Consider the following 20887-nt stretch of genomic DNA (forward strand, 5'->3'; position numbering starts at 1 on the left):
GAAATGACGATGCAACAGCAGCTTCAACAGTGGCTTGATGCCTGGGGAAAACAGCACAAGATCTCGCTGCGTCTGGAAGACGGCGTATGCCTGCTGACGGATGCGCAGCAGCAAGAGGCGGCGGTGATTGAACTGCCGCCGGACAGCAGCGCGGCGGTGCTGCACTGCCGGGTAGGGGAATTAACCGGGCAGGATGCGGCGCTGCTGCCGAACCTGCTGGCGATGAACTTTGAAATGAACGCGATGCGTGGCTGCTGGCTGGCGCTCGATGGGGAAAATGCCATTCGGCTTTGCACTCAGTGCGAAATGTTTGTCCTGGACGCCGAGCGGTTTGCGGGTTGGTTAAACGCCTTTATCAGCCAGAGCGGCGAGGTCAGAGCATTTATTGCCGAGCTGCCTTCGCTGCTGGAGGCCGCCGCGCCGCGCTGATATTGATAGAAATAAAAAACCGGGAAATATCCCGGTTTTTTATTGGCCTGCAGCCACGTTGCTGGCAAACAGATCCTCTTCACGCCGCGCGGGCTGCTGCTTTTGCAGGATCTTGTAAATACGCTGGACGTCATCAGCATAGCGGCTTCGAAGCTGGCGGCGCTTTTCCGACGGGCCGGTATTGTACATGCCGACGGTATTCCAGGAGCGGCCATACTGGCGGAACAGCCCGTGTAACACCCACGCGCCGGTGGCGATGCAGGTACAGGGATCGTGCAGCAGGTTGTCACGCGTCACGCCCAGCTGCTTCAACCGGCCAAAATGCACGCTGTTCACCTGCATCATGCACACGTCTTCGGTGTGGTTCGAGTTGGCGGCGTTCACCGACGAGAGACTAAATTTCGACTCTTTCCAGGCGATGGCCTCCAGCAATGCGGGAGCAATCCCAAAGGCATGCCCCACGCGGGTAAAGCATTCGGCCTGGGCGAGGGCCGGCAGGCTAAGCAGTAAAAGTCCCCAGCGCCATTGTTTAGTCTGCATCGCGTTATCTCCTCTAATTCTTACAGGCAATGTGTGGCGAAAAGCGCACTTGGGTTCCCATTTTTTGCCATGTAAGGAACTCTTTACCCCTGCTTCTCACTCAGTTGAACATTCCGGGCGTGGGTAAAACTAAGCGTCATTGCGCGGTTAAGCGGCGGCCGGTTATTGCTACTGGGTATCACTTAGGGAGTGTGTTGTATGCAGATATCATCAGGACCGGGCGGGTTCTCACCGCTTTTGCCGGAAAACCATTTTCCAGGCCTGGACGGGGCATCACCTGACTCACAGAACGGCAGTAACAGCATTACCGCCAAACTGCTGCTGAATAACGGCGGGAACACGCTGGCGATCCCGCTGGCGCTGAACTTTGCCAACACGGGTGCAGCGGACAAGCCTTCGGCGATTAACTTCGGCGACTCACCGGCCAGTAATAACAGCCCGGCAACGAACCCGGCGAATGCTTCGTCAAGCAGCAGCAGCGGTTCCGCCGACAGCATGATGCAGGAACTCCAGCAGATGCTGCAGCAGTTCCTGAAAGAGCTGATGCAGCTCTTCCACATGAACACCGGGCAAAGTAAGGGGGACGACGATTCCTCTTCACCGGCGAGCGGCATTGGTTCCGGCTCCGGTTCTGGCATGGACAGCGGCAGCAGCGATGGCGTCGGGGATGCAGGCCGCCCGCTGAATAACCTCGCGGCCGCGCCTTCTGGTGGTCCATCCGGTGCGTCCGGGCCGTCTGCGGATAGCCTGCCGCCGGGCGACACCAGCCTGAAAACCAGCGATCCAACGCTGCAAAAAATTGTTTCCCAGTTCGGGGGAGAATATGAAAAAGCCTCCGCTGAAACCGGCGTTCCGGCCAAGCTTTTAGCCGCGCTGACGATGCAGGAATCCGGTGGGGACGTAAATGCCAAATCCACCAACCCGGGTAACGGCCTGACCGACAGCGGCATGAACCAGATCAACCCGGACACTTACCGGGAGATGCAAAGCAAATACCCGGACAAGCTCGGCAGCGACATGAACTCTCCGGCCAACCAGATCATGTGTTCGGCGTTGATGCTTAAAGAAGGCAAAGAGAAATTCGGCAGCTATGATGCCGCGCTGCGCGCCTATAACTCCGGCGACGATCAGGTGAACCTGCACAACCTGTCCAGCGTCTCTTTAGGCGACCCTAACTACGTGAACGAAGTGAACAGCCACATGGCGAAATTCGCCTGATTGTGGAGCGGTAATTTTTGCCTGTTTCTTTACAAAATGGGGTAATTCAGTGGCCACGTCTCCAAAGAGGGTGGCTGCTTTTTTTAGTTACAAAGCAGTTTATTTCTTTGACAAGCTAAAATAGCGTGATTAATCGCAGTAAATGCGTCCAGGAATGTTCCCAATTAAACATAAATACTAAAAGTGAAATATATTTCAAAAAGAAAAGGGTGTTTCCATAGCGACCTCTCAATGTAAATAATCGTAAATATATATTATCGGCTTTGCGGATTGTGAGGAAATCCTGTCGGAGAATCCGTCGGGCTTCATACGTGAGTCGGGCAAAAATTCATTTTTTGGTCGCAACAGGGTAAAAAATTAACGGCCTGTCTGTTTTTATTTAATTTATTCATTAAAATCATTTATTTAGTTTAATTGTGATAAATTTAGATTCTTATTAATACATTTGGAAATATTCAGCGAATCTCACATTTTTTTTCAGTCGGCTTCACGAAATGAATCTCAGCAAACGCTATCGGCTGACGATTTTATTCCGCTCAAAACAACCTGCTATCCAGACATCGGAACAGTTAAACCTGAATTCTTATGTAGGGATATTCCTACATGAGGCTAAAATTTTGTCTGATTGTGAAACCGCGGCTCGGTGATAGGTTGTTCCTGCTTCTCATAAACAAAACTCATTTATTTAGCGTGCTACCGTATTTTATTCACGGCAGCAGGCGGCAATTATTTTGTGGTTCACGTTTATGGTTCATAAGTGGGACTCATACGCCAGACCTTGAATAAGCCAGGCAGCGGGGGATTTATGAAAGAAAACAGTTCGAATCATTGGGAGATAAAACATATTCCGGTCGATATCGACTTGAATATGCCGCGGTCCGCAGCCGCATTACCCGCGTCTGAAAATGTGCACGATGGGCTGGATATCTGGCTGCAAACGTTAGCCCCACTGAAGGTTGATTTGGTGCTGGAGGGCGAAACGGGCACCGGGAAAGACACCTTTGCACGCCGTATCTACGACCATTCCGGCTGTCGTGGCGCTTTTGTGCCAATTAACTGCGCGGCGATCCCCGAAACGCTGGCAGAAAGTGAACTGTTTGGCGTGACGGCGGGGGCCTACACCGGCGCGACACATTCGCGTGCTGGCTACATTGAAAGCGCCAATAATGGTGTCCTGTTTCTGGATGAAATTGACAGTATGTCCCTGAGCCTGCAGGCCAAGCTGCTGCGGGTGTTAGAAACCCGCACCGTGGGGCGCCTGGGCAGCACGCAGTCTATTTCGCTTAATCTGAGGGTGATTGTGGCCTCGCAAAAGCCCCTTGCCCAGCTCATGGAGCAAAAGCTGTTCCGCCAGGATCTCTTCTTCCGCCTGACGACGGTCAAAATTTCGCTTCCGGCGCTGCGTGAGCGCGTGGAATGCATTATTCCCCTGTTCCGCCGTTTTGCGCAGGAGTCTGCTATTCGGCTGAATCGCCCAATGCCGCCGATGCCGCAGCACCTCAGCGAAGCACTATTGATGCACCGCTGGCCGGGGAATATTCGTGAACTGAAAGGCGCTGCCGAAAGGTTTGTGCTGGGGCTGCCGGCCCTGGGGCAGGTGGCGCACCCGGAGATGCGTTCCGTTCGGCTGCGCGAACGCCTGCGGCGGATAGAATACAGCCTGATAGAAGATTGCCTTTCGCGGCATGAAAATCGGGTTGTCAGCGCCGCACATGAATTGGGTATTCCAAGAAGAACGCTGTACCAGAGAATTAAATCTTTGACTGAAAAGGAAAATTAATTTTTTAAATTTCTTTGGAACTGCCGCTTACGCCGCGCCACTTAATCCGTGAATGACACAACATTTGCTGTTTAATTAACGAGGAGTAAACATCATGGCATCAGTAAACACCGGTAACAACGCGGGCGCAAGCAGCAGCCTGGCAGATAGCTTCCAGTCCCAGATGGACTCTATCGAAAACAAATCCATGCAGGACTCTCTGGACAAAGCTGAACGTGACCGTAAGAACGCCTACGTGTCCGGCTACCAGAACTCCGCCACCACCATGATCAGTTCTCTGGCACAGAACAAAATTTCCTTCTAATGCTAATCAGGGATTCGCCCCGGCGTGAATCCCTGATCTTCTCTTCTGCTGGCGGAAACTCTCTTATGCACATTCTTAATCCTGCGACAGGTATGCCTTTGCCAGAACCCGAGTCTCTGGGCGCTGCATCCAGCCCGGCCACTCAGTCTTCCATCCCGTTCGGCAACAGCGTCGCGAATCAAAGCGATGCCGCTTTCTTTTCAGCCGCGCTGCAGCAGCCGGAAGCGGCCTCGGCGATGGGCGGCGTGGGCGGGAAACCTGCCGCAATGTTTGAAAAAGCCTCCGGCATGTTCAAGCAGATGGAAGGCGACCAGAAACAGATGAATAACGTGCTGCGTAAAGCCGCACGCTCCACCGATCCGCTGGTGCTTAACCAGGTGGACGACCAGCTCTCTAACTATTACCTGGAGAGCATGATGAACGCCAAGATTGTCTCGAAGAGCATTTCGGGGCTCGATAAACTGACCAACCTGCAGTAATCCATCATGCAACGACGCTGGCGAAAAATCCTGCAGCCCTGGCTGCTGGTCCTGCTGCTGGCAGGCTGCGACTCACAGGTCATTCTGAACACCGGCCTGACGGAAAACGATGCCAATGACATCATTTCCGAACTCTCGAAATACAAGATTGAAGCCGACAAGCAAATTGATAAAACCGGCGTCACCGTGCTGGTGGCTCAGGACAATATTGAACGCTCCGTCCGCATTCTCAACGCCAACGGGTTGCCGCACAAAGCGCGGACCAACCTGGGCGAGGTGTTCCAGAAAAACGGCATTATTTCCAGCCCGCTCGAAGAGCGCGCCCGCTATATCTATGCGCTTTCCCAGGAGCTGGAGTCCACGCTTTCACAGATTGACGGCGTGGTGGTGGCTCGGGTGAACGTTGTCCTGCCTGAGCGCGTGGCGCCCGGCGAGCCGGTGCAGCCCGCATCGGCATCGGTGTTTATTAAATACACCCCGGAGATGGACCCCGACAGCATTGAGCCCAGGATCCGTCGACTGGTCGCCGCGAGTATTCCGGGGCTTTCCGGGAAAAATGACGGGGCGCTTTCCGTGGTGTTTGTGCCCGCTGCGGCCTATCACGACCGCGTGGAACTGGTGACCTTAGGGCCTTTCCAGCTGACGCTTTCGCAGTATGCCACGGTCAGGACGCTGTTCTTCTCGCTGATGGGCCTGTTGCTGCTGCTCGGCGGGATCTTCACCCTTTTACCGAAGCTAAAGGCGATGAAGCGCGGTAAAAACTCAGGCTCGACTGGACTGGCCGTTGTGCCCTCAGAGCGGCGGTAACGCCAGTGATTGCCTGGGACTACGCGCTCGCGGCGAACTGGCTTCGCTGGTGGCAGGAGGGGTTCTGGCGGCAGGCGGATGCCAGCTGGTTCGGGCTGCCCTGGTTCAGCCTGGACGAGGCGCGACGCCAGAGCCTGATGCTTAAATCGCCGCAGGCCGTGCCGGCTATGCTGGCGCTGGAGGAGTCTCTGCCGGATACGCCCGACGCCCGCCTGCTGGCGCTGGTTTCGCTTGACTTAGCCCAGCGCGAAACGCTTTTTGCGCTGGTGGCTGAGGTTTGTCAGCGCGGGAGCGGGGCGGGGCAGCTCACCGAATCTCAGCGGATCTGGTGCGAACGTCTAACCCGGGGGCTACGCCCCGGCGTCTGGCTGCCCGCAAGTCTTAGTTTTAGCGAAGAGCCGAGTTTCGCCGTGCTCTGCCTGCTGCGCCCGATTCTGACGCCTGCGGCCTGGCTGCGGCTGCGGCTCAGTTTCCCTCAGCCTGTGATTGTGCGATGCGAAGCGTGGCTGGCGGATGAACCTGCGCCGCTAAATCGCCTGCAGGCGCTGTGGGATGGCGGGATCTGGCAGGCTCAACGTTCGGCGATGCCAGCGCTGAATGATTTTTCACGGGAGCAATAAACCATGTGGGTCGGCCGTAAACTTGCTTTAGAAGAGAACGACCAGGTGATTGACGGCGTACTGTTGCCGCACTCCGCTTTGCAGGAGCAGCAACAGGCTCAAAGCCTGGTAGAACAGGCCATGCGCAAGAGTGAAGCCCTGCTGGAGGAGGCTCGTCAACAGGCTGAGCAGATGCTCGCCGAGGCGCAGGTCTATGCTGAACGGCTGGTCATCACACGCTGTGAAGAGGCAGAGGGGGAATTCTGGCTGCGGGTTGAGCCCTTTTTTAGCGAATGGCGGGCCGAGCGGGACGCGCAAAGTGCCGAAATCGTCGGCCAGGCGCAGGCGCTCATTGCGGCCGCGTTTGAACAGCTGTTTGGCGGCCTGAGCGACCAGCAAAAGCTCACGGCGCTGCTGACTCAGCTTCAGAGTTCAAGCGCTCGGGCAACGGACGTCACGCTGTATCACCCCTCACAGTATGAAGCGCCACTGGCAAGCTGGCTGGCCGCGCGCCCTCAGCTAGGCTGGACGCGCTGCATCGACGACGCGCTGGCGGCCGAAACGCTGCTGCTGCAAACCGCCCAGGGCGAGTTCAGCATTAGCTGGGCTTCGCTCCAGCAGCATTTGCTGCGCCTCGCCAGCTAACCCACTGCCAAAAACGTCCCGCCGGGAAGTTAATTTTCCCGCGTCGGGAACTGCCGCCTTTCTGCCGCCACTTATCATGCGATTTCAACGCGAGGAGAAACGTATGAGCAATTCCTTTGATATTCAGCGCAATCTCGACAGCCAGCTGTCCCGTCTGCACCACTCGGTTGCCGAGCTGGCGCAGAGCACGCTTGGCCAGCCCGCGCCAAGCATGGGCGACATGGTGGAATTCAAAAACGCCCTGATGAAAGAGGCGGCGGCGACCTTCACCGACAGCCAGCTGGGGTCGCTCAAGCATAGCCTGAGCAAGGAGATTATCGACTCTATCAACTAGTTATGCCGTCAACGGCTTATTCGTATCGATAAGCCGTTGTTTAACGCAGTTTGCACCCCGGATGGCTACCGTTTTATGCCGTCGATTACAGGAGAAGAGTCGTTGAATCAGCACGTTCGTTTACTGCGCTCAGCCATGTTTGCTTTGGCCGCTACCGCTGGTTGCTTCAGCGCAACTGTTAGCGCTCAAACGCCTGCCGACTGGCAAAATGGCGCCTATGCCTATTCTGCCCAGGGCACGCCGCTGCGCACCGTCTTGCAGGATTTCGCCAGCAGCCACGTCGTGAATCTGCGTTTAGGGGATGTGCCCGACAGCGTGGTGGATGGACGCCTGCGTTCCGACAGCGGCGTGGCCTTCCTCGATCGCCTGGCGCTGCAGTACCGCTTCCAGTGGTTTGTCTATAACGGCTCGCTGTTCGTCAGCCCGCAGTCGGCAGAAACCTCAAAGCGCATCAGCGTGTCAGCCGATGCCGCGCCGGATCTCAAGCAGGCGCTGCGTGATGTCGGGCTGCTGGAAGACAAATTCGGCTATGGCGAGCTGCCTGACGACGGCGTGGTGATTGTCACCGGGCCGCCGGAGTACGTCGCGCTGGTGGCGGACTTTAGCGCCAAAGACAAAGACAAAAAGCAGAACAAAGAGATGATGGCGTTCCCGCTGAAGTACGCCTCGGTGGCTGACCGCGAGATTAAATATCGCGAGAAAACGCTGCTGGTGCCCGGCGTGGCAACCATCCTTAACGAATTGCTGGGTAAAAAGAGCACCCGCTCTTCGCAGGGCATTGTACCCGGCGGAGAAGGCAGCTCGCGTGAAGCCCTCAACAAGTCATTCCAGGAACAATCGGACAATATTCTCTCCGGGCTGATTCAGGGCCAGGACAGCCGTCTGCGCGGCGCAGGCGGTGATGACGAAGGGGAAATGAACCCGCTGGTGTCTGCCGATGTGCGCAATAACGCCCTGCTGGTGCGGGACGATCCTAAACGCCGCGAGCAGTTTCAGGCGCTGATTTCCCAGATCGACGTGCCGCAAAAGCTGGTGGAAATTGACGCCATGATCATTGATGTCGATCGCCACGCGTTTTCGAAGTTCTCCAGCAACCTCAGCGGCACGTTCGGCAACATTACCGCCGGTTCTTCCATGCTGCAGGGGGCAGGCACGTTATTCGTGACCGACTACAGCCGCTTCTTTGCCCAGATCCAGGCGATGGAAGGCGAGGGCAACGCCTCTATCGTGGCTAACCCGTCGATTCTGACGCTGGAAAACCAGCCCGCAGTGATCGACATGAGCGACACCGCTTTCATTACTGCGACCGGCGAGCGCGTGGCGACCATTGAACCGGTGACCGCCGGAACCAGCCTGCAGGTAGTCCCGCGCGCCATCGGCAACGGGCCAACCAGCACGGTGCAGTTAGTTGTGGATGTGGAAGACGGAAAAGTCCAGGTCAACGATGACGGCGTGGCAACCGGCGCGAAGCGCGCCACGGTCAGCACTCAGGCGCTGGTGCAGCAGAACGGTTCACTGGTGATGGGCGGCTTCCATTCCCGTGAAACCGGTGACACCGACCACCGTATTCCGCTGCTGGGCGACATTCCTTACCTGGGGAAATTCTTCTCATATACCAGCCACGAAACGTCGCAGCGCGAGCGGCTGTTCATCATCACGCCGCATCTGGTGGGCGATCAGGTGGACCCGACGCGCTACATCGACGAGCAGGATCGCCAGCAGCTCTCTTCGGCGATGAATGAAGTACAGCTCCGCCAGCGCTACAGCTCGATGAAAGGCGACATCGAAAACGCCATGCGGGATCTGGCGGAAGACAAAGTCCCGACCGGGTTCCAGGCAGGCGGTGAAGGCGTGGGTATTGGCCAGCTGTGCAACGTGGGGCCAGGGCTGTCATCGGACAGCTCCCACAGCCAGTGGTACAGCAATTCATCGGTGCAAATCAGCGTCGGGCTGATCCGCAATATCAGCGGCAAGCCGCAGCGTTTTGACGAATCCAACTGCCGCGATGATGACGTGCTTGCCGTGGCCGCCTGGCCGGGCGGAAACCTTGCCCCAGGCCAGTCGGCAGAAGTGTATATCGCCTACCGCACGCGGGGAGAAGGGCGCCGTAGCCGCCAGTCGCTGCTGAGCTCTGCCTCGTCATTGCCGGTGAATTCATCCAGGTCGCGCAGCTATCTTCTGCCGCCGCGCCCCGTACTGCATTAAGGAGCCACGATGAAACCTTCAATTTTGATACTGATGGCGCTGGCGTTTGTGCTTAGCGGCTGTGCCACCCGCAATGACAACGGCTGTGACAACGTGACGTGTCGTCCCCTGTCAGACAGCCACCACCTGACCATCTGGTGGCCGAACGATATGCGTAACGGCGTGCAGGATTACACGCAGATGCCGGTGCGCTGAGTGCGAGAGCGGGCGTGGCTGTTTTCACGCCTGTTTTTAAAAAATCATTTTTTTCCTGATGTTAGGCAGTTTTGTGGAACCGAAGCCGGTTTCTTTTCACTTAACAGGCGTCTTAATACTGCGACCCAGCAGGACTGGTCGCCTGTATCAACCCCGTTGTCATGGTGAGGTAATCGAATGAGTACGATTGGAAATATGCTGAATCTGGCCACTGCATTACCGCAGCTGGCGCTGAACGCAACCCCAGAAGGTATGGCCGCTAATCTGTTGAAAAACGTTGGCGATCAGATGGTGAACGACATTGCCTCCAAGCTGACCAACCTGCTTTTCTCCGGCGGCATGAACGGTAACAATAACAACACCTTTATGTCTCCGCAGAGTCGGGGCGGCGCGAGCATGGGCAACACGCTGGCAATGAGCAACATGCAGCAGATGCTGCAGCAAGTGATCCAGCAGATGGGCGTGAATTCCCAGAACACGCCGTTCAACAGCCAGGCGGGGGCGGGCAACATGAACGCCTTCAACAGCGGCATGAGCAACGGCCTGCAGTCACCTTCTACCGGCATTGGCCTGGTCCAGCTGCCGCTGTCCACCACCAGCGCCAACAGTGCGAACAGCTTTAACCAGCTGGGTAACAGCATGGGCAGCCAGCTGGGCAGCAAAATGGGCCTGCAGGCGCTGGACGACGTGAAGTCGGACACCAGTGGCCTGTGTGGCGCGCTGGGCGGCGGCGGTAAAGTTGACGGCGGCTCAAAAGAGACTCGTGCTGAAATCGGTAAATTTATGGATCAGCACCCGGAAATCTACGGCAAGCCGCAGAGCGCGGGCGCCGGTATGCCGGGCCTGGTGCACGTTGGTAAAGGCCCATCCAGCTGGGAAGACGCGCTGAAAAACAGCAAGCCGCTGAGCGGCGATTCGCTGAAAGCCTTCCAGTCCGCGAAAAACGATCTGAAAACCTCCATGGTGGGTGGCTCTATCCCGGGTTCCGCCACGGCACCGGGCAACGGCTCTTCCAGCCTGCTGATGAATGCTGACGCACAGCTGTTTAACGGCAATATCATCAAAGATGCCCTGAAGCACCACCACGGCGCGCTTATGGGCCTGGCCAGCGCCGTGCTGGCCTAAGAGATTGGGTTGTAATCCACAGATGTTCTTTTGACGCGTGGTGCGAGGTAACTTCGCCACGCGTGTTTCGCGAAACTCTTCTTCGCCCTCTATTTGACCGGTTTTTCTGCGCTAATCGCGTGGGATACCGGTCTTTTTTTGTCTCGATCATGCCCGTGTATTTCCAGTACAGAATAATTATTCGACTCTCTCCCTAAGAGCTGTCTCTTAATCAAAAATCTCTGCGATTATGTAGGAGCGGCGAATATTCCGTTCACTTCCAGTTCTGTTTTATATGTCACCACTGAACTCGTGAACGGCTCGGGGGAGTCACCGTCACTCCCCCGAGACCCCGGACTCCCGGCCAAATAAATCGACCGCGTGAGCGGCAGACCTCCGTTTTATCTCCCAGTCCTGGGGCGGCTGAGACGCGTTCCCGACGCTCTCAGCCTCCGGCCGTTCCCGACGTCCGGACCCTGGCCAGTCGGAGAGAAAACGGAGGCGATTTAAGCCGGAACCATGCCTCGCTTTACGACTAACATTTGCCTTAGCTACAAAGTCGCTGGTTGTTTTACCCTCACCCTAACCCTCTCCCTAAAAGGGAGAGGGAATAAAAAAATGCCTCCCCTCACATGTTTTCTCCCTCGCCCCTTTGGGGAGAGGACCGGGGTGAGGGGCCGAATTGTTCACTAATATTTAGGTGATAGCCAGTGGGCTTGCTGCTTAGCGTTTCTGAACATGCGGGGAAAAAAGATCTATAGGTGAACGGAATAACTGCAGAATGACAGATATCTCCTGGAGGATTCACAAATAAAATGTGGTTAAGAAAGAACCCAGAGTAAGGGAAAATCGTCCCCGTTACTCCTCAAACTCAATCGTTTCACCCTTCAGGCGGCCCTCGAGCTTGCGCAGCAGGCGGTAAATAGCGGCCACCGCTTTTAGCGTGTCGCGCGGAATATAGGCGCCTTCTTCAGTGGTGCGGTAAAGATTGCGGGTAAGCCAGACGTAGCGCACCACCGGGATATTGGCGGCGTGAGCCAGTTTAATCAGCGCTTTGGCGTCTTCGTCCTGTGCTTTAAACAGCAGCACCGGCAGCGGCGTTTCGTCCGGGAGATAGCGCAGCCCCACGGCGTAGTGCGTCGGGTTCACCAGCAGCACGTCGGCTTTTTCCATCTCCTGCGGGGTGACTTTTTTTGCCGGTGCGTTGAGGATTTCGTGGGCGACGTGTTTGCGGTGGCCTTTGGTGTGCGGGTCACCTTCCATCTGCTTGTACTCGTTTTTCACGTCCTCGTGGCTCATGCGATTCTGCTTGAGGAAGAAGTATTTCTGCAGCGCGAAGTCGGCTACCGAAAACACCAGCATCACGCCGACGATGGTGTGGGCGAGAGTTTCCAGAATCGCCACGCCCGCATGCCAGAAGCCGTCCAGCGTGCCGCCTGAAAGGTTGGCCATTTGCGACAGACGGGGTTTGATCAGCAGCCAGAACACCACCGAAAGGGTGATGGCCTTCAGCAGGCTGTTGAGGATCTGGATAAACTGCTTTACCGAAAACATCTCTTTGAATTTATTCAGCGGGTTGAGCGCCTCAAGCTTTGGGGCCAGCGCGGCGATGGCAAACAGCGGACCAAACTGGATCCAGCCTGCGGCAATGCGCAGCAGGATTACGGTGCCCACCGTCATCATAAAAAACACCCCGATGGTCAGCAGCGCGGCACCGCCAACTTCCCCTAACGCCTGGTTGAAAGGGCTGCTGAGGCGCATCAGCGGCAGGAGCATCAGCGCCTGCAGCTTTGCCATGCTGGCCTCCATCATGGAAAAGATCAGCTGCAGGACGCCGAACATGATCAGCAGTTTGGGGATGTCCTGACTCTGGCTCACCTGGCCCTTTTTGCGGGCCTCCTGAAGTTTATGGGGGCTGGCCTTCTCTGTTTTTTCACTCACGGCTTGGCACCCTCCGAAGCGGCATTACCAGGTGGTTTGACGGGCGGGCAGAATATCCGCCAGGTGCGGGATCATATCGCGCAGGCTGCTGAACTGGTGGCCGGCGAAATACTCCAGCGTGGGCAGGTAAAAGATAAAGAACAGCAGCCCGGCGATGCATTTTAGCGGCACGGTCAGTACCGTGGCCTGCAGCTGCGGACTGTAGATGCTGAGCACGCCAACGGCGAAATCGAGGAACAGCAGGAGCAGCACCAGCGGGCCAGCGTACAGAATGGTGTCGATAAACATCTGCTTTACCTGGCCGAGAAACACCAGGAACCCCTGCTCGCGGAAGTCGGGCAGCCAGCTGTCCACCGGCCACAGCCGGTAGCTGTCCCAGATAACCTGGGTGGCGAGGGACAGGCCAAAGTTGACGATCAGCACCATCATCGACCACTGCAAAAGCATGTAGCCGAGCGGCGTTTCGTCTGCGCCCAGGGCCGGGTTAAGCTGGCCGCCGCTGAGTGCTCCACGCTGGTTATCAAACAGCACGCCCACCGACTCAAACAGCCAGAAGGGTAGCGCCAGCAGGTAGCCAAGAAAAATCCCCAGCACCACTTCTTTCAGCATCATGGCGACAATGCCCCACGGCGTGTGCGGGGCGTGGGTCAACATCGGGACAATAGTCGGCGTGACAAAAAGCGCCAGCGGCACGACAACCGCCGTGCGGATCATGCCTTTCAGGGCAGAGAACGCAAACAGCGGCGTCAGCAGCACGCACGGGTAAATGCGGGCGATTGCCAGCCCCAGCCCCAGCATGCCGTTGAAAATGGGCGTCAGTTCGGCGGCGATCATCGCAGGGTTCCGGACGCGGCCATCATGTTGAAGGCGGACTGCGCCAGCTCCACCATTTGCAGGCCAATCCAGCGGCCGCTCAGCGCCAGCGTGGTACCCACGGCCACCAGCTTGATGGCGAAGGGCAGGGTCTGATCCTGGAGCTGAAACACCGCCTGTAGCAGGGACACCACAATGCCCACCAGCACGGCCACCACCAGCGGTGGCGCGGAGAGCACAACCACCATCAGCACCGCCTGCTTAAACATGTAGATCATGTCCATAACGTCCTCACATATAGCTGTAGAACAGGCCGTCCAGCAGGCGCGTCCAGCCGCTCACCATGACAAAAAGCAGAATTTTGAGCGGCAAAGAGATGGTCATCGGCGACACCATCTGCATCCCCAGCGCCAGCAGCACGTTGGAGACAATCAGATCCACCACCAGGAAAGGGATAAATATTAAAAAGGCAATTTTGAAGCCGTTTTGCAGCTCGGACAGCACGAATGCCGGGATCAGGATCAGCAGGTTGTCGCGCTGGTGGACGACCTTCTCCGACAGATCTTTCGGCCACATGCGCTGGCTGTTTTCCATCAGGTGTGTTTCAAGGTCCGGGTCGCTGTTGCGCAGCATAAAGTCGGTCAGCGGCTTAATGCCGTACTGTAAGCTGTTCTCTAAGCGCTCTGCGCTGGTGGTATCGAGAGGCTTCTCTTTGAAGCGGGTTTGCATCCCGTCGAATACCGGCGCCATCACGAACAGCGTGGCGGCCAGTGCGATGCCGTAAAGCGCCATGTTGGGCGGCGTTTGCTGCACCCCGATGGCGTTTCGCGTCAGCATCAGCACCATCGAAATCTTGAGAAAGCTGGTGGTGATCATCAGCAGCAGGGGCAGCAGCGAAATGGCTCCCAGCAGGATGGCCAGCGCCAGCGGATTGAATGAGCTGATATTCTCGGCCATCACACGGGTTCCATGGCCGTACCCGTCTGGCGCAGCATGCGGGTGACCTGGAAGCCGAGCGTGCCATTAACGTCCACCAGTTCACCTTTTGCCAGCATGCTGTTGCCGTGACACAGCAGCGCCTCGCCCGGCGTGACGTGCTGAACCAATACCGTTGACCCCGCATCCAATTGCTGGAGTTCGCCAAGCGTCAGCTGTAGGTTGCCGCAGCGGATGGTTAAATCCAGCGACAAGTCGTCGAAACACCCCCGTGTTGTTTGCCATTCCCCGGCGGGTACCACTTCTTCGCCGTCCTGCTGATCGTCGTACTCCAGGGGGGCGTTCGGGTAAGTCATGGTTAGCTCCTCGCTAAACGTAATGTGTAGTAAGTCTCTGTGAGTGGTTTCGCTCGCCAGTTCCAGGTGAACCTGAAATTGTCGCCTCGCCAGCGGCATAACGCCGTGTCCTTCCGGCGAGAAGAACGTCTCTGAGGGCAAAAGCAAATCTCCGCTAACCAGACGGCGGGCGGCACCGGCGGAAAGCTGGAGCTTGCCAACGGTCAGCGGTAACTGGAGTGGGAGTTCAGGGTTTAGCGGGGCCATCAGCCGCTGCCAGGCCGGATGCTGAGCAAGCCGATGCAGCGTGGCCCAGGAGAGCGACAGCAGCGTGCAGGCCTGGGCTTCGCCGAGAAAAACCTCGAGGCGCAGCGTGACGTCAGGTTTTTGCCGTTCTTCTGCGGGCTGCAGAAACTCAAAGAGTTCGGCCAGTTCAGGGCTGAGCTGTTGACTGAAATAGCGCCAGTACCAGGCATTGTCCTCGGTGGAGACGCCTGGAAGCGCCGGGCAATCGGCCAGCAGCCCCAGTACCGGCAGCGGGTCGCTAAAAAGCAGCGAGCCAGCCGCGCAGTGAAAAGCTTCACCCGGCATATCTGGCTGGATCAGCGCTCGGGAGGGCAGGAGGCGAAGTTCTCCGGCTATTGCTTCCCGGACGAAAGGGAGCCGCCAGCCGCTGCCGGTCCAGCGCCGCAGGCGGGCTTCATCCGGTGACTGAGCGGCAAGCACCAGGCGTTTCATACCGCCTCCCGCCGCTTAAAGCGCAGGCGAACTTTTTTCCCCAGACGGCGGCAGAGCGAGCCTTGTCCATCCTGTTCAAAGCCGCGAACTTTGTCCCAGGCCTCGGCGGAAAAGCCGAGGGCAATATCCAGCCCATCGCCATTGGCCGGGATAACCTGCGCCACCACTTCGCCTAAATCCGGCAGCAGCAGGCTAAAGCGGGCGGGCAGGCTTTCCTGCTGTTCAATGCCCTGTATCAGGTGCGATTCCAGCATCGCCCGCAGGGCGGAAGACGGGGGTTCACTGGCCTGCTGCGGCTGTTCCGTGCCGCCGAGCGAGCCATCAAACAGGTTAAGCGCCAGAATGGGCATCACCGGGTCGGGCTCATCGTCAGACAGGAGATCGCTGAACTCTTTTTCATCCCGCGACAGCTTCTGGCGATCGCTGGCCCGGCCGGACGAGGACGTGCTGCGAGCGGGCATCTGCGGCATGAAGGGCGTGTTATTTCCCGGCGTGCGCGGTGCACGAGGCGTGGGTGCCTGCGGGGCGTTCTCGGGCTGGTGATGCGGTTGCGGGGCCGGATGGGCCTGCTGCCAAAGCCTGGGCTGCGGGTGAGCGTTTTTTAGCGCGTGGTAAATCATAAAGCGTTCCCCTGATTTTGGTTGAGCAAATACTCCATTTTTTCGATGTCCCGCTGGCAGCACTGTACGGCTGACTGCGCGGCGGTCAGCCGCTCCTGCTGCTGTTGCACCTCTTCCTGTAGCTGGTGCGTGTGCTGAATTTGTTGAATCACGCCCGCGCGGCTGGATTTCTCAACGTCCAGCGTCTCCCGCAGGTCGTTAAGCGGCTGCGTGACGCCCGCGTGCTGCGGCACGAAATTATTTCGCAGCTGCAAATAGCCGATTTTCTGCTCTGCCAGCTGCTGCTCGCCCTGCTCGACGGCCTGCCGGCAGCGCCGGAGCTGCTGCTCATGTTGGCGCTGCTCGCTTTCACAGCGGCGTAAGCGTCGCCGCCGGATGGGCAGTAAGAGCGTCAGCACTTGTTCCAGAGCAACCTGCTGCGGGTCCGGTGAGAGCGGCGTTTCCGCCTCGCTATAACGGCGCATAAGCAATCACCTCCTGTAGCTGCTGGCGGGTGTCGACGAAGTCGCTCGGGGCGTGGTTGGCCTGGCGTAAAAACGCGTTGATGGCCGACTGAGATTGCACTGCTGCGTCGGTCATCGGGTCATTTCCCGGCTGATATTCCCCGAGGCGGATCAGCATTTCGACCTGCTGGTAAGCCGACATCATCTGGCGCAGCGTGCTGGCTTCGGCAATGTGTTCTCGTGGGACGACGTTGCTCATGGTTCGGCTCAGGCTGGCCAGCACGTCCACGGCAGGGTAGTGCCCGCGCTCCGCCAGACGGCGGGTCAATACGATGTGGCCGTCTATCAACGAGCGGACTTCATCGGCCACGGGATCGTTCATCGAGTCCTGTTCGATCAGCACCGAATAAAGGGCCGTGATGGAGCCGCGTGAGGTTTTCCCGGCGCGCTCGAGCAGCCCTGGCAGCAGGGTATAGACCGACGGCGGCAGCCCGCCCCGGCCCGGAGGTTCGCCGAGCGCCAGGCCAATTTCACGCTGGGCGCGGGCAAAACGCGTCAGCGAGTCGATAATCAGCAGGACGTTTTTGCCTTTGTTACGGAACGCTTCGGCAATGGCCGTGGCGGTAAACGCCGCGCGGGCGCGTTCCATGCTGCTGCGGTCAGAGGTGGAGCACACCAGGACGGTGCGTGAGCGCAGTTCGGCATCCAGCTCGTGGTCGAGGAATTCGCGGAGTTCGCGGCCACGTTCGCCAATCAGGCCAAACACAATGGCATCGCACGGCGTGTTGCGCGCCATTTCAGCGAGCAGGGTCGTTTTGCCGCAGCCAGCCCCGGCGAAGACGCCCACGCGCTGGCCCACGCCAATCGTCAGCACGCCGTCAATGGAGCGAATGCCCGTCGGCAGCGGAGTATCAATGCGCGGCCTGTCCGTGGGCGGTGGCGCGTCGCCGAGCACGCCCCGGGCGTCCGGTGTTTCGCTGGCCAGCGCAAAAGCCGACAGGCTGTCTTCGTCGATGGCGCGGCCAAAGCCGTCCAGCACGCTGCCAAATAAGCTGTCCGACACGCTAATAGAATGGGGCTGAAACAGCGGCGTGACGCGAGCGCCCTGGGCGATGCCGTCCAGCGGCCCCAGCGCGGAAAGCAAAGTATGGCGGGGGTTAAAGCCGACCACTTCGGCCATCACTTCGGTGTCGCCGCTGCGGCTGATAAGACACAGGTCGCCGATGCGTGCCTGGGGCAAGCTGCTTTCCAGCAGAATGCCGCTGATGCCGGTGATGCGCCCGTAGGCGCTGACGGCGGAAAGCTGGCTCAGGCTGCTATGGCGCTGGGCAAACCAGGCGTTGAGGTCGGACTGATAGTGCCCCATCACCATTTCACCGCGATGTTTTCTTTGCCGCCAAACTGCACGCTGTCGCCGGTAATGCCGGTCAGGCGCAGGCCGTTACGTTCGTCCCCGACAAACAGGCGCTGCCCGTCCTCGGTCACGATGTTGGCGTGCGGCCCGGCGGTAATTTGCACGATGTGGAAGGGCAGCACGGCCTCGCGCACTTTGGTTTGGTTTGTGAGCGCCACCTTGAGCTGATAATCGCTGCGGATGCTGTCCACCATGCGGCTGACAATCGGCAGCTGGTTTTCCTGCAAATCCCCGGTGAGCGTAATCCCCTGCGGCGTGCTGGCCAGCTGCACTTTGTTATAGAGCTCCCGCTCGCGCAGATCCTGTTCCACCAGGCTGCGCAGTTCGTTGCTATTGGTAATCGCCGGTTTAATTTGCGGCTCATCGTCGCTGTTTTGCTGGGCGATGCCGGGCTGCAGCACCCAGCTGAAGATGGTGAAGGTCAGCAGCATCAGGCTGGACAAGGTGAAGATTTGCGCCCAGCGGGGCAGGATCCTTGCCAGCAGTGAACGGCGCGCGGTCGGCGCTGGTTTGCTTTGTGTCCCGCCGACGGGTTCGCGTATGGCTGATTCTGGCTGACTCGGGCTGACAGCAGGCAACGGCGGTGGCGGGCGGTTATCCCATTCGTCGTCAGCGGCGGCAAGCGTCAGCCAGACGCCGCCGACGGCGAAGATTTCACCGGGCTGCCAGAGTTGCTGAGCGCTCAGGCGTTCGCCGTGGCGGTGGCAAACGGTGCCTTCCATCGGCGTGAGCATCCAGCCTTCGGCGCTGCGGCTTAGCAGCGCGTGGCTGGCTTTAATACCGCCATCGTTGAGCTGCAAATCGCTGTCGGCGGCGTTGCCCAACTGCCAGCGTTCGCCGCTTAACGGCAGCGCCGCGCCTTCATGTAATCCGTTTAATACTCTCAGCTCATACATGGCAGCACCCTTTATGCAGTGAAGGCGTCAAGCGCGTTTTCGTGAATATCAATGCGCCCCAGCACGTTGACCGGCAGGTTAAATTGCAGCTCGGCGAAGGACAGCACCGGGACGTGATGGAATTCGTCCTGGATAAGCAGGCGCAGCGGGCTACGTAAATCCTGGGCGGACAGCAGCACGCTGGTTTGCCGCTGGAACAGGGGGAACACTTCCCGGAGCTGGTCCAGCAGCAGGGCGTGTTTGTCCTGGCTGAGGGCGAAGAAGGTTTCGTTCTGCGTCTGGCGCAGGCTGTCGCGCAGGATCTCTTCGGTTTCCGGCGTCAGCAGCCAAACCTGTATCCCGCCGTCGTGGCTGTACTGGTGGCAAATGTGTTCTTTGATGTCGATGCGAACCTGGTCGACCAGCAGGCCCACATCGCGCTCGTGCTGGCCGTGCACAATCAGCGATTCGGTAATGCTGCGCACCGAACGCAGCGAAATTCGTTCGGCCACCAGGCGCTGCAGCACCGCGCTCAGACGGGTGATCGGGAAGATGCGCTGGAATTCCTGCGCCAGCTCCGGCAGGTCCATCTCCAGCCACGAGATAATGGCGCGGGTCTCCTGCAGGCCGATAAAGCGCGGGCCGCTGGCAAAGAGCGCTTCTTCCATGCGGGCCAGCAGCAGCTGGTGCGAACTCCAGGACTCCATCTGGAATTTATCCAGCAGAGGATCGTTTTCTTCCAGCCACGCCCAGCCTTTTTCCTGCGGATAGGTTTCCGTGCTGAGTTCTGTCCCGGTTTCTTCCTGGGCCAGCAGGCGGTAGTCCAGCGCCCGCTTGCTTGAGCTGAAGGTGCCAATCACTTTAGGCACTTCGTACACCAGAAAACGAAATTCATCGTCAGGCTGGTACGGCGAGAAGTCGATGTTGAAGACCGGCAGCGTGAAGCCGTACTGGTTCACAATGCGGTTACGCAGGCGGCGAATGTCTTCGATAAGCGCCATGGCCGCCGGGTCACCGGCGCGAGCCGACGAGAAGCTGAGGACAAACAGACGGCTGGGGTTGAAGGTACGAATGTCTTCTTCGCCGTTGGCTTCCGGGGCGACAATTTCGCCGCCGGTGGTGGTGGCCGCCGCGCGTTTGGCGCGCCACAGCTGAAACAGCCCCGAGCCCAGGGTGATTATCCCGAGCACGATAAACACCGCCGTGGGCATGCCCGGCAGCAGGCTGAAGCAGAACATGCCGATGGCGGACATAATCCACGCCTTAGGCTGGTTGGTTAGCTGGTCGCTGATTTCGCGGCCAATGTTGTTGTTGGGAATGTCTTCGTTGGCCGACACGCGGGTGATCATCATCCCGGCGGTCAGGGAGATAAGCATCGCCGGGATCTGGTCAATCAGGCCGTCGCCGATGGTCAGAATGGAGTAGACATTGGCGGCGTCGCCTGCGGCCATGCCCAGCTGCAGCACACCAATACAGAAGCCGCCCACCATGTTGATGCTGAGGATCACAATCCCGGCAATGGCATCGCCTTTCACGAACTTCATGGCGCCGTCCATTGCCCCGAAAAGCTGGCTCTCTTTCGCCAGATCTTCACGTTTGCTTTTGGCCTGCTGGACGTTAATCAGCCCGGCGCGCAGGTCGCTGTCGATAGACATCTGCTTGCCCGGCATGGCATCGAGGGTAAAGCGGGCGGCCACTTCGGCAATACGCTCTGAGCCTTTGGTGATCACCAGGAAGTTCACCACCGTCAGGATCAGGAACACCACCAGCCCCACCGCCAGGTTGCCGCCGACCACAAAGTTGCCGAAGGCGGTGACGATATGCCCGGCGTTTTGCTGCAACAGGATCTGGCGCGTGGTGGAGATAGACAGCCCGAGGCGGAACATGGTGGTCAGCAGCAGTACCGCCGGGAAGGTGGTGAACGCCAGCGGTTTGGGCAGGTACATCGCCGTCATGATAAGCAGGCATGACACGCTGATGTTGACCGCAATCAGGACGTCAATCAGCCCCAGCGGCAGCGGGATGATCAGCATGAACACCACCGCCAGCGCGATGAAAGCCCCGACGACCTCGGAGCGTTGCATGGCGGTTATTGCCAGCCGGTTAAGAAGGTTAAACAAAGCGTTCATGGGC

The 20887-nt window shown here is 58.4% G+C and carries 23 protein-coding genes; 12 read left to right on the forward strand and 11 right to left on the reverse strand.

Annotated elements, in window-relative coordinates; translation table 11 throughout:
• Window positions 1-3: 3 nt before the first annotated feature.
• Window positions 4-429, forward strand: coding sequence for a type III secretion system chaperone (locus tag WFN87_RS15975; RefSeq protein WP_336982274.1), 426 nt, complete (start codon window positions 4-6; stop codon window positions 427-429).
• Window positions 430-468: 39 nt separating this feature from the next.
• On the opposite strand, the gene WFN87_RS15980 is transcribed toward WFN87_RS15975, so the two are convergent.
• On the reverse strand, window positions 469-969 hold the full coding sequence (locus tag WFN87_RS15980; protein WP_336982275.1) for a lytic transglycosylase domain-containing protein: 501 nt from the start codon (window positions 967-969) through the stop codon (window positions 469-471).
• 198 nt (window positions 970-1167) lie between these two features.
• On the opposite strand from WFN87_RS15980, the gene WFN87_RS15985 reads away from it, so the two are divergent.
• The 11 genes from WFN87_RS15985 to WFN87_RS16035 all read left to right on the forward strand — a co-directional run bounded on the left by WFN87_RS15985 (window position 1168) and on the right by WFN87_RS16035 (window position 10660).
• The gene (locus WFN87_RS15985) at window positions 1168-2187 is read left to right on the forward strand and encodes a lytic transglycosylase domain-containing protein (RefSeq protein WP_336982276.1); all 1020 of its coding nucleotides are present in this window, start codon (window positions 1168-1170) and stop codon (window positions 2185-2187) included.
• Window positions 2188-2992: 805 nt separating this feature from the next.
• Entirely contained in the window at window positions 2993-3967 is a 975-nt protein-coding gene (locus WFN87_RS15990) for a sigma 54-interacting transcriptional regulator (RefSeq protein ID WP_008460967.1), read from the forward strand.
• Between the two features lie 94 nt (window positions 3968-4061).
• The gene (locus WFN87_RS15995; protein ID WP_008460970.1) at window positions 4062-4271 is read left to right on the forward strand and encodes a hypothetical protein; all 210 of its coding nucleotides are present in this window, start codon (window positions 4062-4064) and stop codon (window positions 4269-4271) included.
• A gap of 65 nt (window positions 4272-4336) precedes the next feature.
• Complete coding sequence (locus tag WFN87_RS16000; RefSeq protein ID WP_008460972.1) at window positions 4337-4750, forward strand: type III secretion system protein; 414 nt, start codon at window positions 4337-4339, stop codon at window positions 4748-4750.
• 6 nt (window positions 4751-4756) lie between these two features.
• Window positions 4757-5557, forward strand: a complete 801-nt coding sequence (gene sctJ, locus WFN87_RS16005; RefSeq protein ID WP_008460974.1) for a type III secretion system inner membrane ring lipoprotein SctJ — start codon at window positions 4757-4759, stop codon at window positions 5555-5557.
• A gap of 5 nt (window positions 5558-5562) precedes the next feature.
• Complete coding sequence (locus WFN87_RS16010; RefSeq protein ID WP_336982277.1) at window positions 5563-6177, forward strand: type III secretion protein HrpD; 615 nt, start codon at window positions 5563-5565, stop codon at window positions 6175-6177.
• Between the two features lie 3 nt (window positions 6178-6180).
• Entirely contained in the window at window positions 6181-6801 is a 621-nt protein-coding gene (locus WFN87_RS16015; RefSeq protein ID WP_336982278.1) for an HrpE/YscL family type III secretion apparatus protein, read from the forward strand.
• A 103-nt stretch (window positions 6802-6904) separates the two neighbouring features.
• Entirely contained in the window at window positions 6905-7135 is a 231-nt protein-coding gene (locus WFN87_RS16020; RefSeq protein ID WP_008460979.1) for a hypothetical protein, read from the forward strand.
• A gap of 135 nt (window positions 7136-7270) precedes the next feature.
• Window positions 7271-9340, forward strand: a complete 2070-nt coding sequence (gene sctC / locus WFN87_RS16025; protein WP_442892779.1) for a type III secretion system outer membrane ring subunit SctC — start codon at window positions 7271-7273, stop codon at window positions 9338-9340.
• A 9-nt stretch (window positions 9341-9349) separates the two neighbouring features.
• A complete protein-coding gene (gene hrpT / locus WFN87_RS16030) occupies window positions 9350-9535 on the forward strand; it encodes an HrpT family type III secretion system protein (protein ID WP_008460981.1) in 186 nt (61 codons plus the stop codon).
• Between the two features lie 177 nt (window positions 9536-9712).
• Window positions 9713-10660: a type III secretion protein gene (locus tag WFN87_RS16035; RefSeq protein ID WP_336982280.1), complete on the forward strand. Its 948-nt coding sequence runs from the start codon at window positions 9713-9715 to the stop codon at window positions 10658-10660.
• 837 nt (window positions 10661-11497) lie between these two features.
• Here the strand turns inward: WFN87_RS16035 and sctU are convergent.
• The 10 genes from sctU to sctV are packed head-to-tail and all read right to left on the reverse strand — an operon-like array spanning window position 11498 to window position 20883.
• Window positions 11498-12580 (reverse strand): type III secretion system export apparatus subunit SctU, encoded by a 1083-nt coding sequence (gene sctU / locus WFN87_RS16040; protein WP_166995409.1) that lies wholly within the window; start codon window positions 12578-12580, stop codon window positions 11498-11500.
• Between the two features lie 24 nt (window positions 12581-12604).
• Complete coding sequence (gene sctT / locus WFN87_RS16045; protein WP_008460984.1) at window positions 12605-13414, reverse strand: type III secretion system export apparatus subunit SctT; 810 nt, start codon at window positions 13412-13414, stop codon at window positions 12605-12607.
• Window positions 13411-13677, reverse strand: a complete 267-nt coding sequence (gene sctS / locus WFN87_RS16050) for a type III secretion system export apparatus subunit SctS (protein ID WP_039291380.1) — start codon at window positions 13675-13677, stop codon at window positions 13411-13413. The genes sctT and sctS overlap by 4 nt, the downstream gene beginning before the upstream one ends.
• Before the next feature lie 7 nt (window positions 13678-13684).
• Entirely contained in the window at window positions 13685-14350 is a 666-nt protein-coding gene (gene sctR / locus WFN87_RS16055; RefSeq protein ID WP_008460987.1) for a type III secretion system export apparatus subunit SctR, read from the reverse strand.
• On the reverse strand, window positions 14350-15402 hold the full coding sequence (locus WFN87_RS16060) for a FliM/FliN family flagellar motor switch protein (protein WP_336982281.1): 1053 nt from the start codon (window positions 15400-15402) through the stop codon (window positions 14350-14352). Before WFN87_RS16060 ends, sctR begins: the two co-directional genes overlap by 1 nt.
• A complete protein-coding gene (locus WFN87_RS16065; RefSeq protein WP_336982282.1) occupies window positions 15399-16022 on the reverse strand; it encodes a type III secretion system HrpP C-terminal domain-containing protein in 624 nt (207 codons plus the stop codon). Before WFN87_RS16065 ends, WFN87_RS16060 begins: the two co-directional genes overlap by 4 nt.
• Window positions 16019-16486, reverse strand: a complete 468-nt coding sequence (locus WFN87_RS16070; RefSeq protein WP_336982283.1) for a type III secretion protein — start codon at window positions 16484-16486, stop codon at window positions 16019-16021. The genes WFN87_RS16065 and WFN87_RS16070 overlap by 4 nt, the downstream gene beginning before the upstream one ends.
• A complete protein-coding gene (gene sctN, locus WFN87_RS16075; protein ID WP_205247154.1) occupies window positions 16473-17837 on the reverse strand; it encodes a type III secretion system ATPase SctN in 1365 nt (454 codons plus the stop codon). The genes WFN87_RS16070 and sctN overlap by 14 nt, the downstream gene beginning before the upstream one ends.
• Window positions 17831-18775: an FHA domain-containing protein gene (locus WFN87_RS16080; protein ID WP_336982284.1), complete on the reverse strand. Its 945-nt coding sequence runs from the start codon at window positions 18773-18775 to the stop codon at window positions 17831-17833. The genes sctN and WFN87_RS16080 overlap by 7 nt, the downstream gene beginning before the upstream one ends.
• An 11-nt stretch (window positions 18776-18786) precedes the next feature.
• Window positions 18787-20883 carry a type III secretion system export apparatus subunit SctV gene (gene sctV / locus WFN87_RS16085; protein ID WP_213716011.1) on the reverse strand — a complete coding sequence of 699 codons (2097 nt, stop codon included), beginning with the start codon at window positions 20881-20883 and terminating at the stop codon, window positions 18787-18789.
• Window positions 20884-20887 lie beyond the last annotated feature (4 nt).

The organism is Cedecea sp. AS113, assembly GCF_037152415.1.
In the GTDB taxonomy this organism is placed as follows: Bacteria; Pseudomonadota; Gammaproteobacteria; order Enterobacterales; family Enterobacteriaceae; genus Cedecea.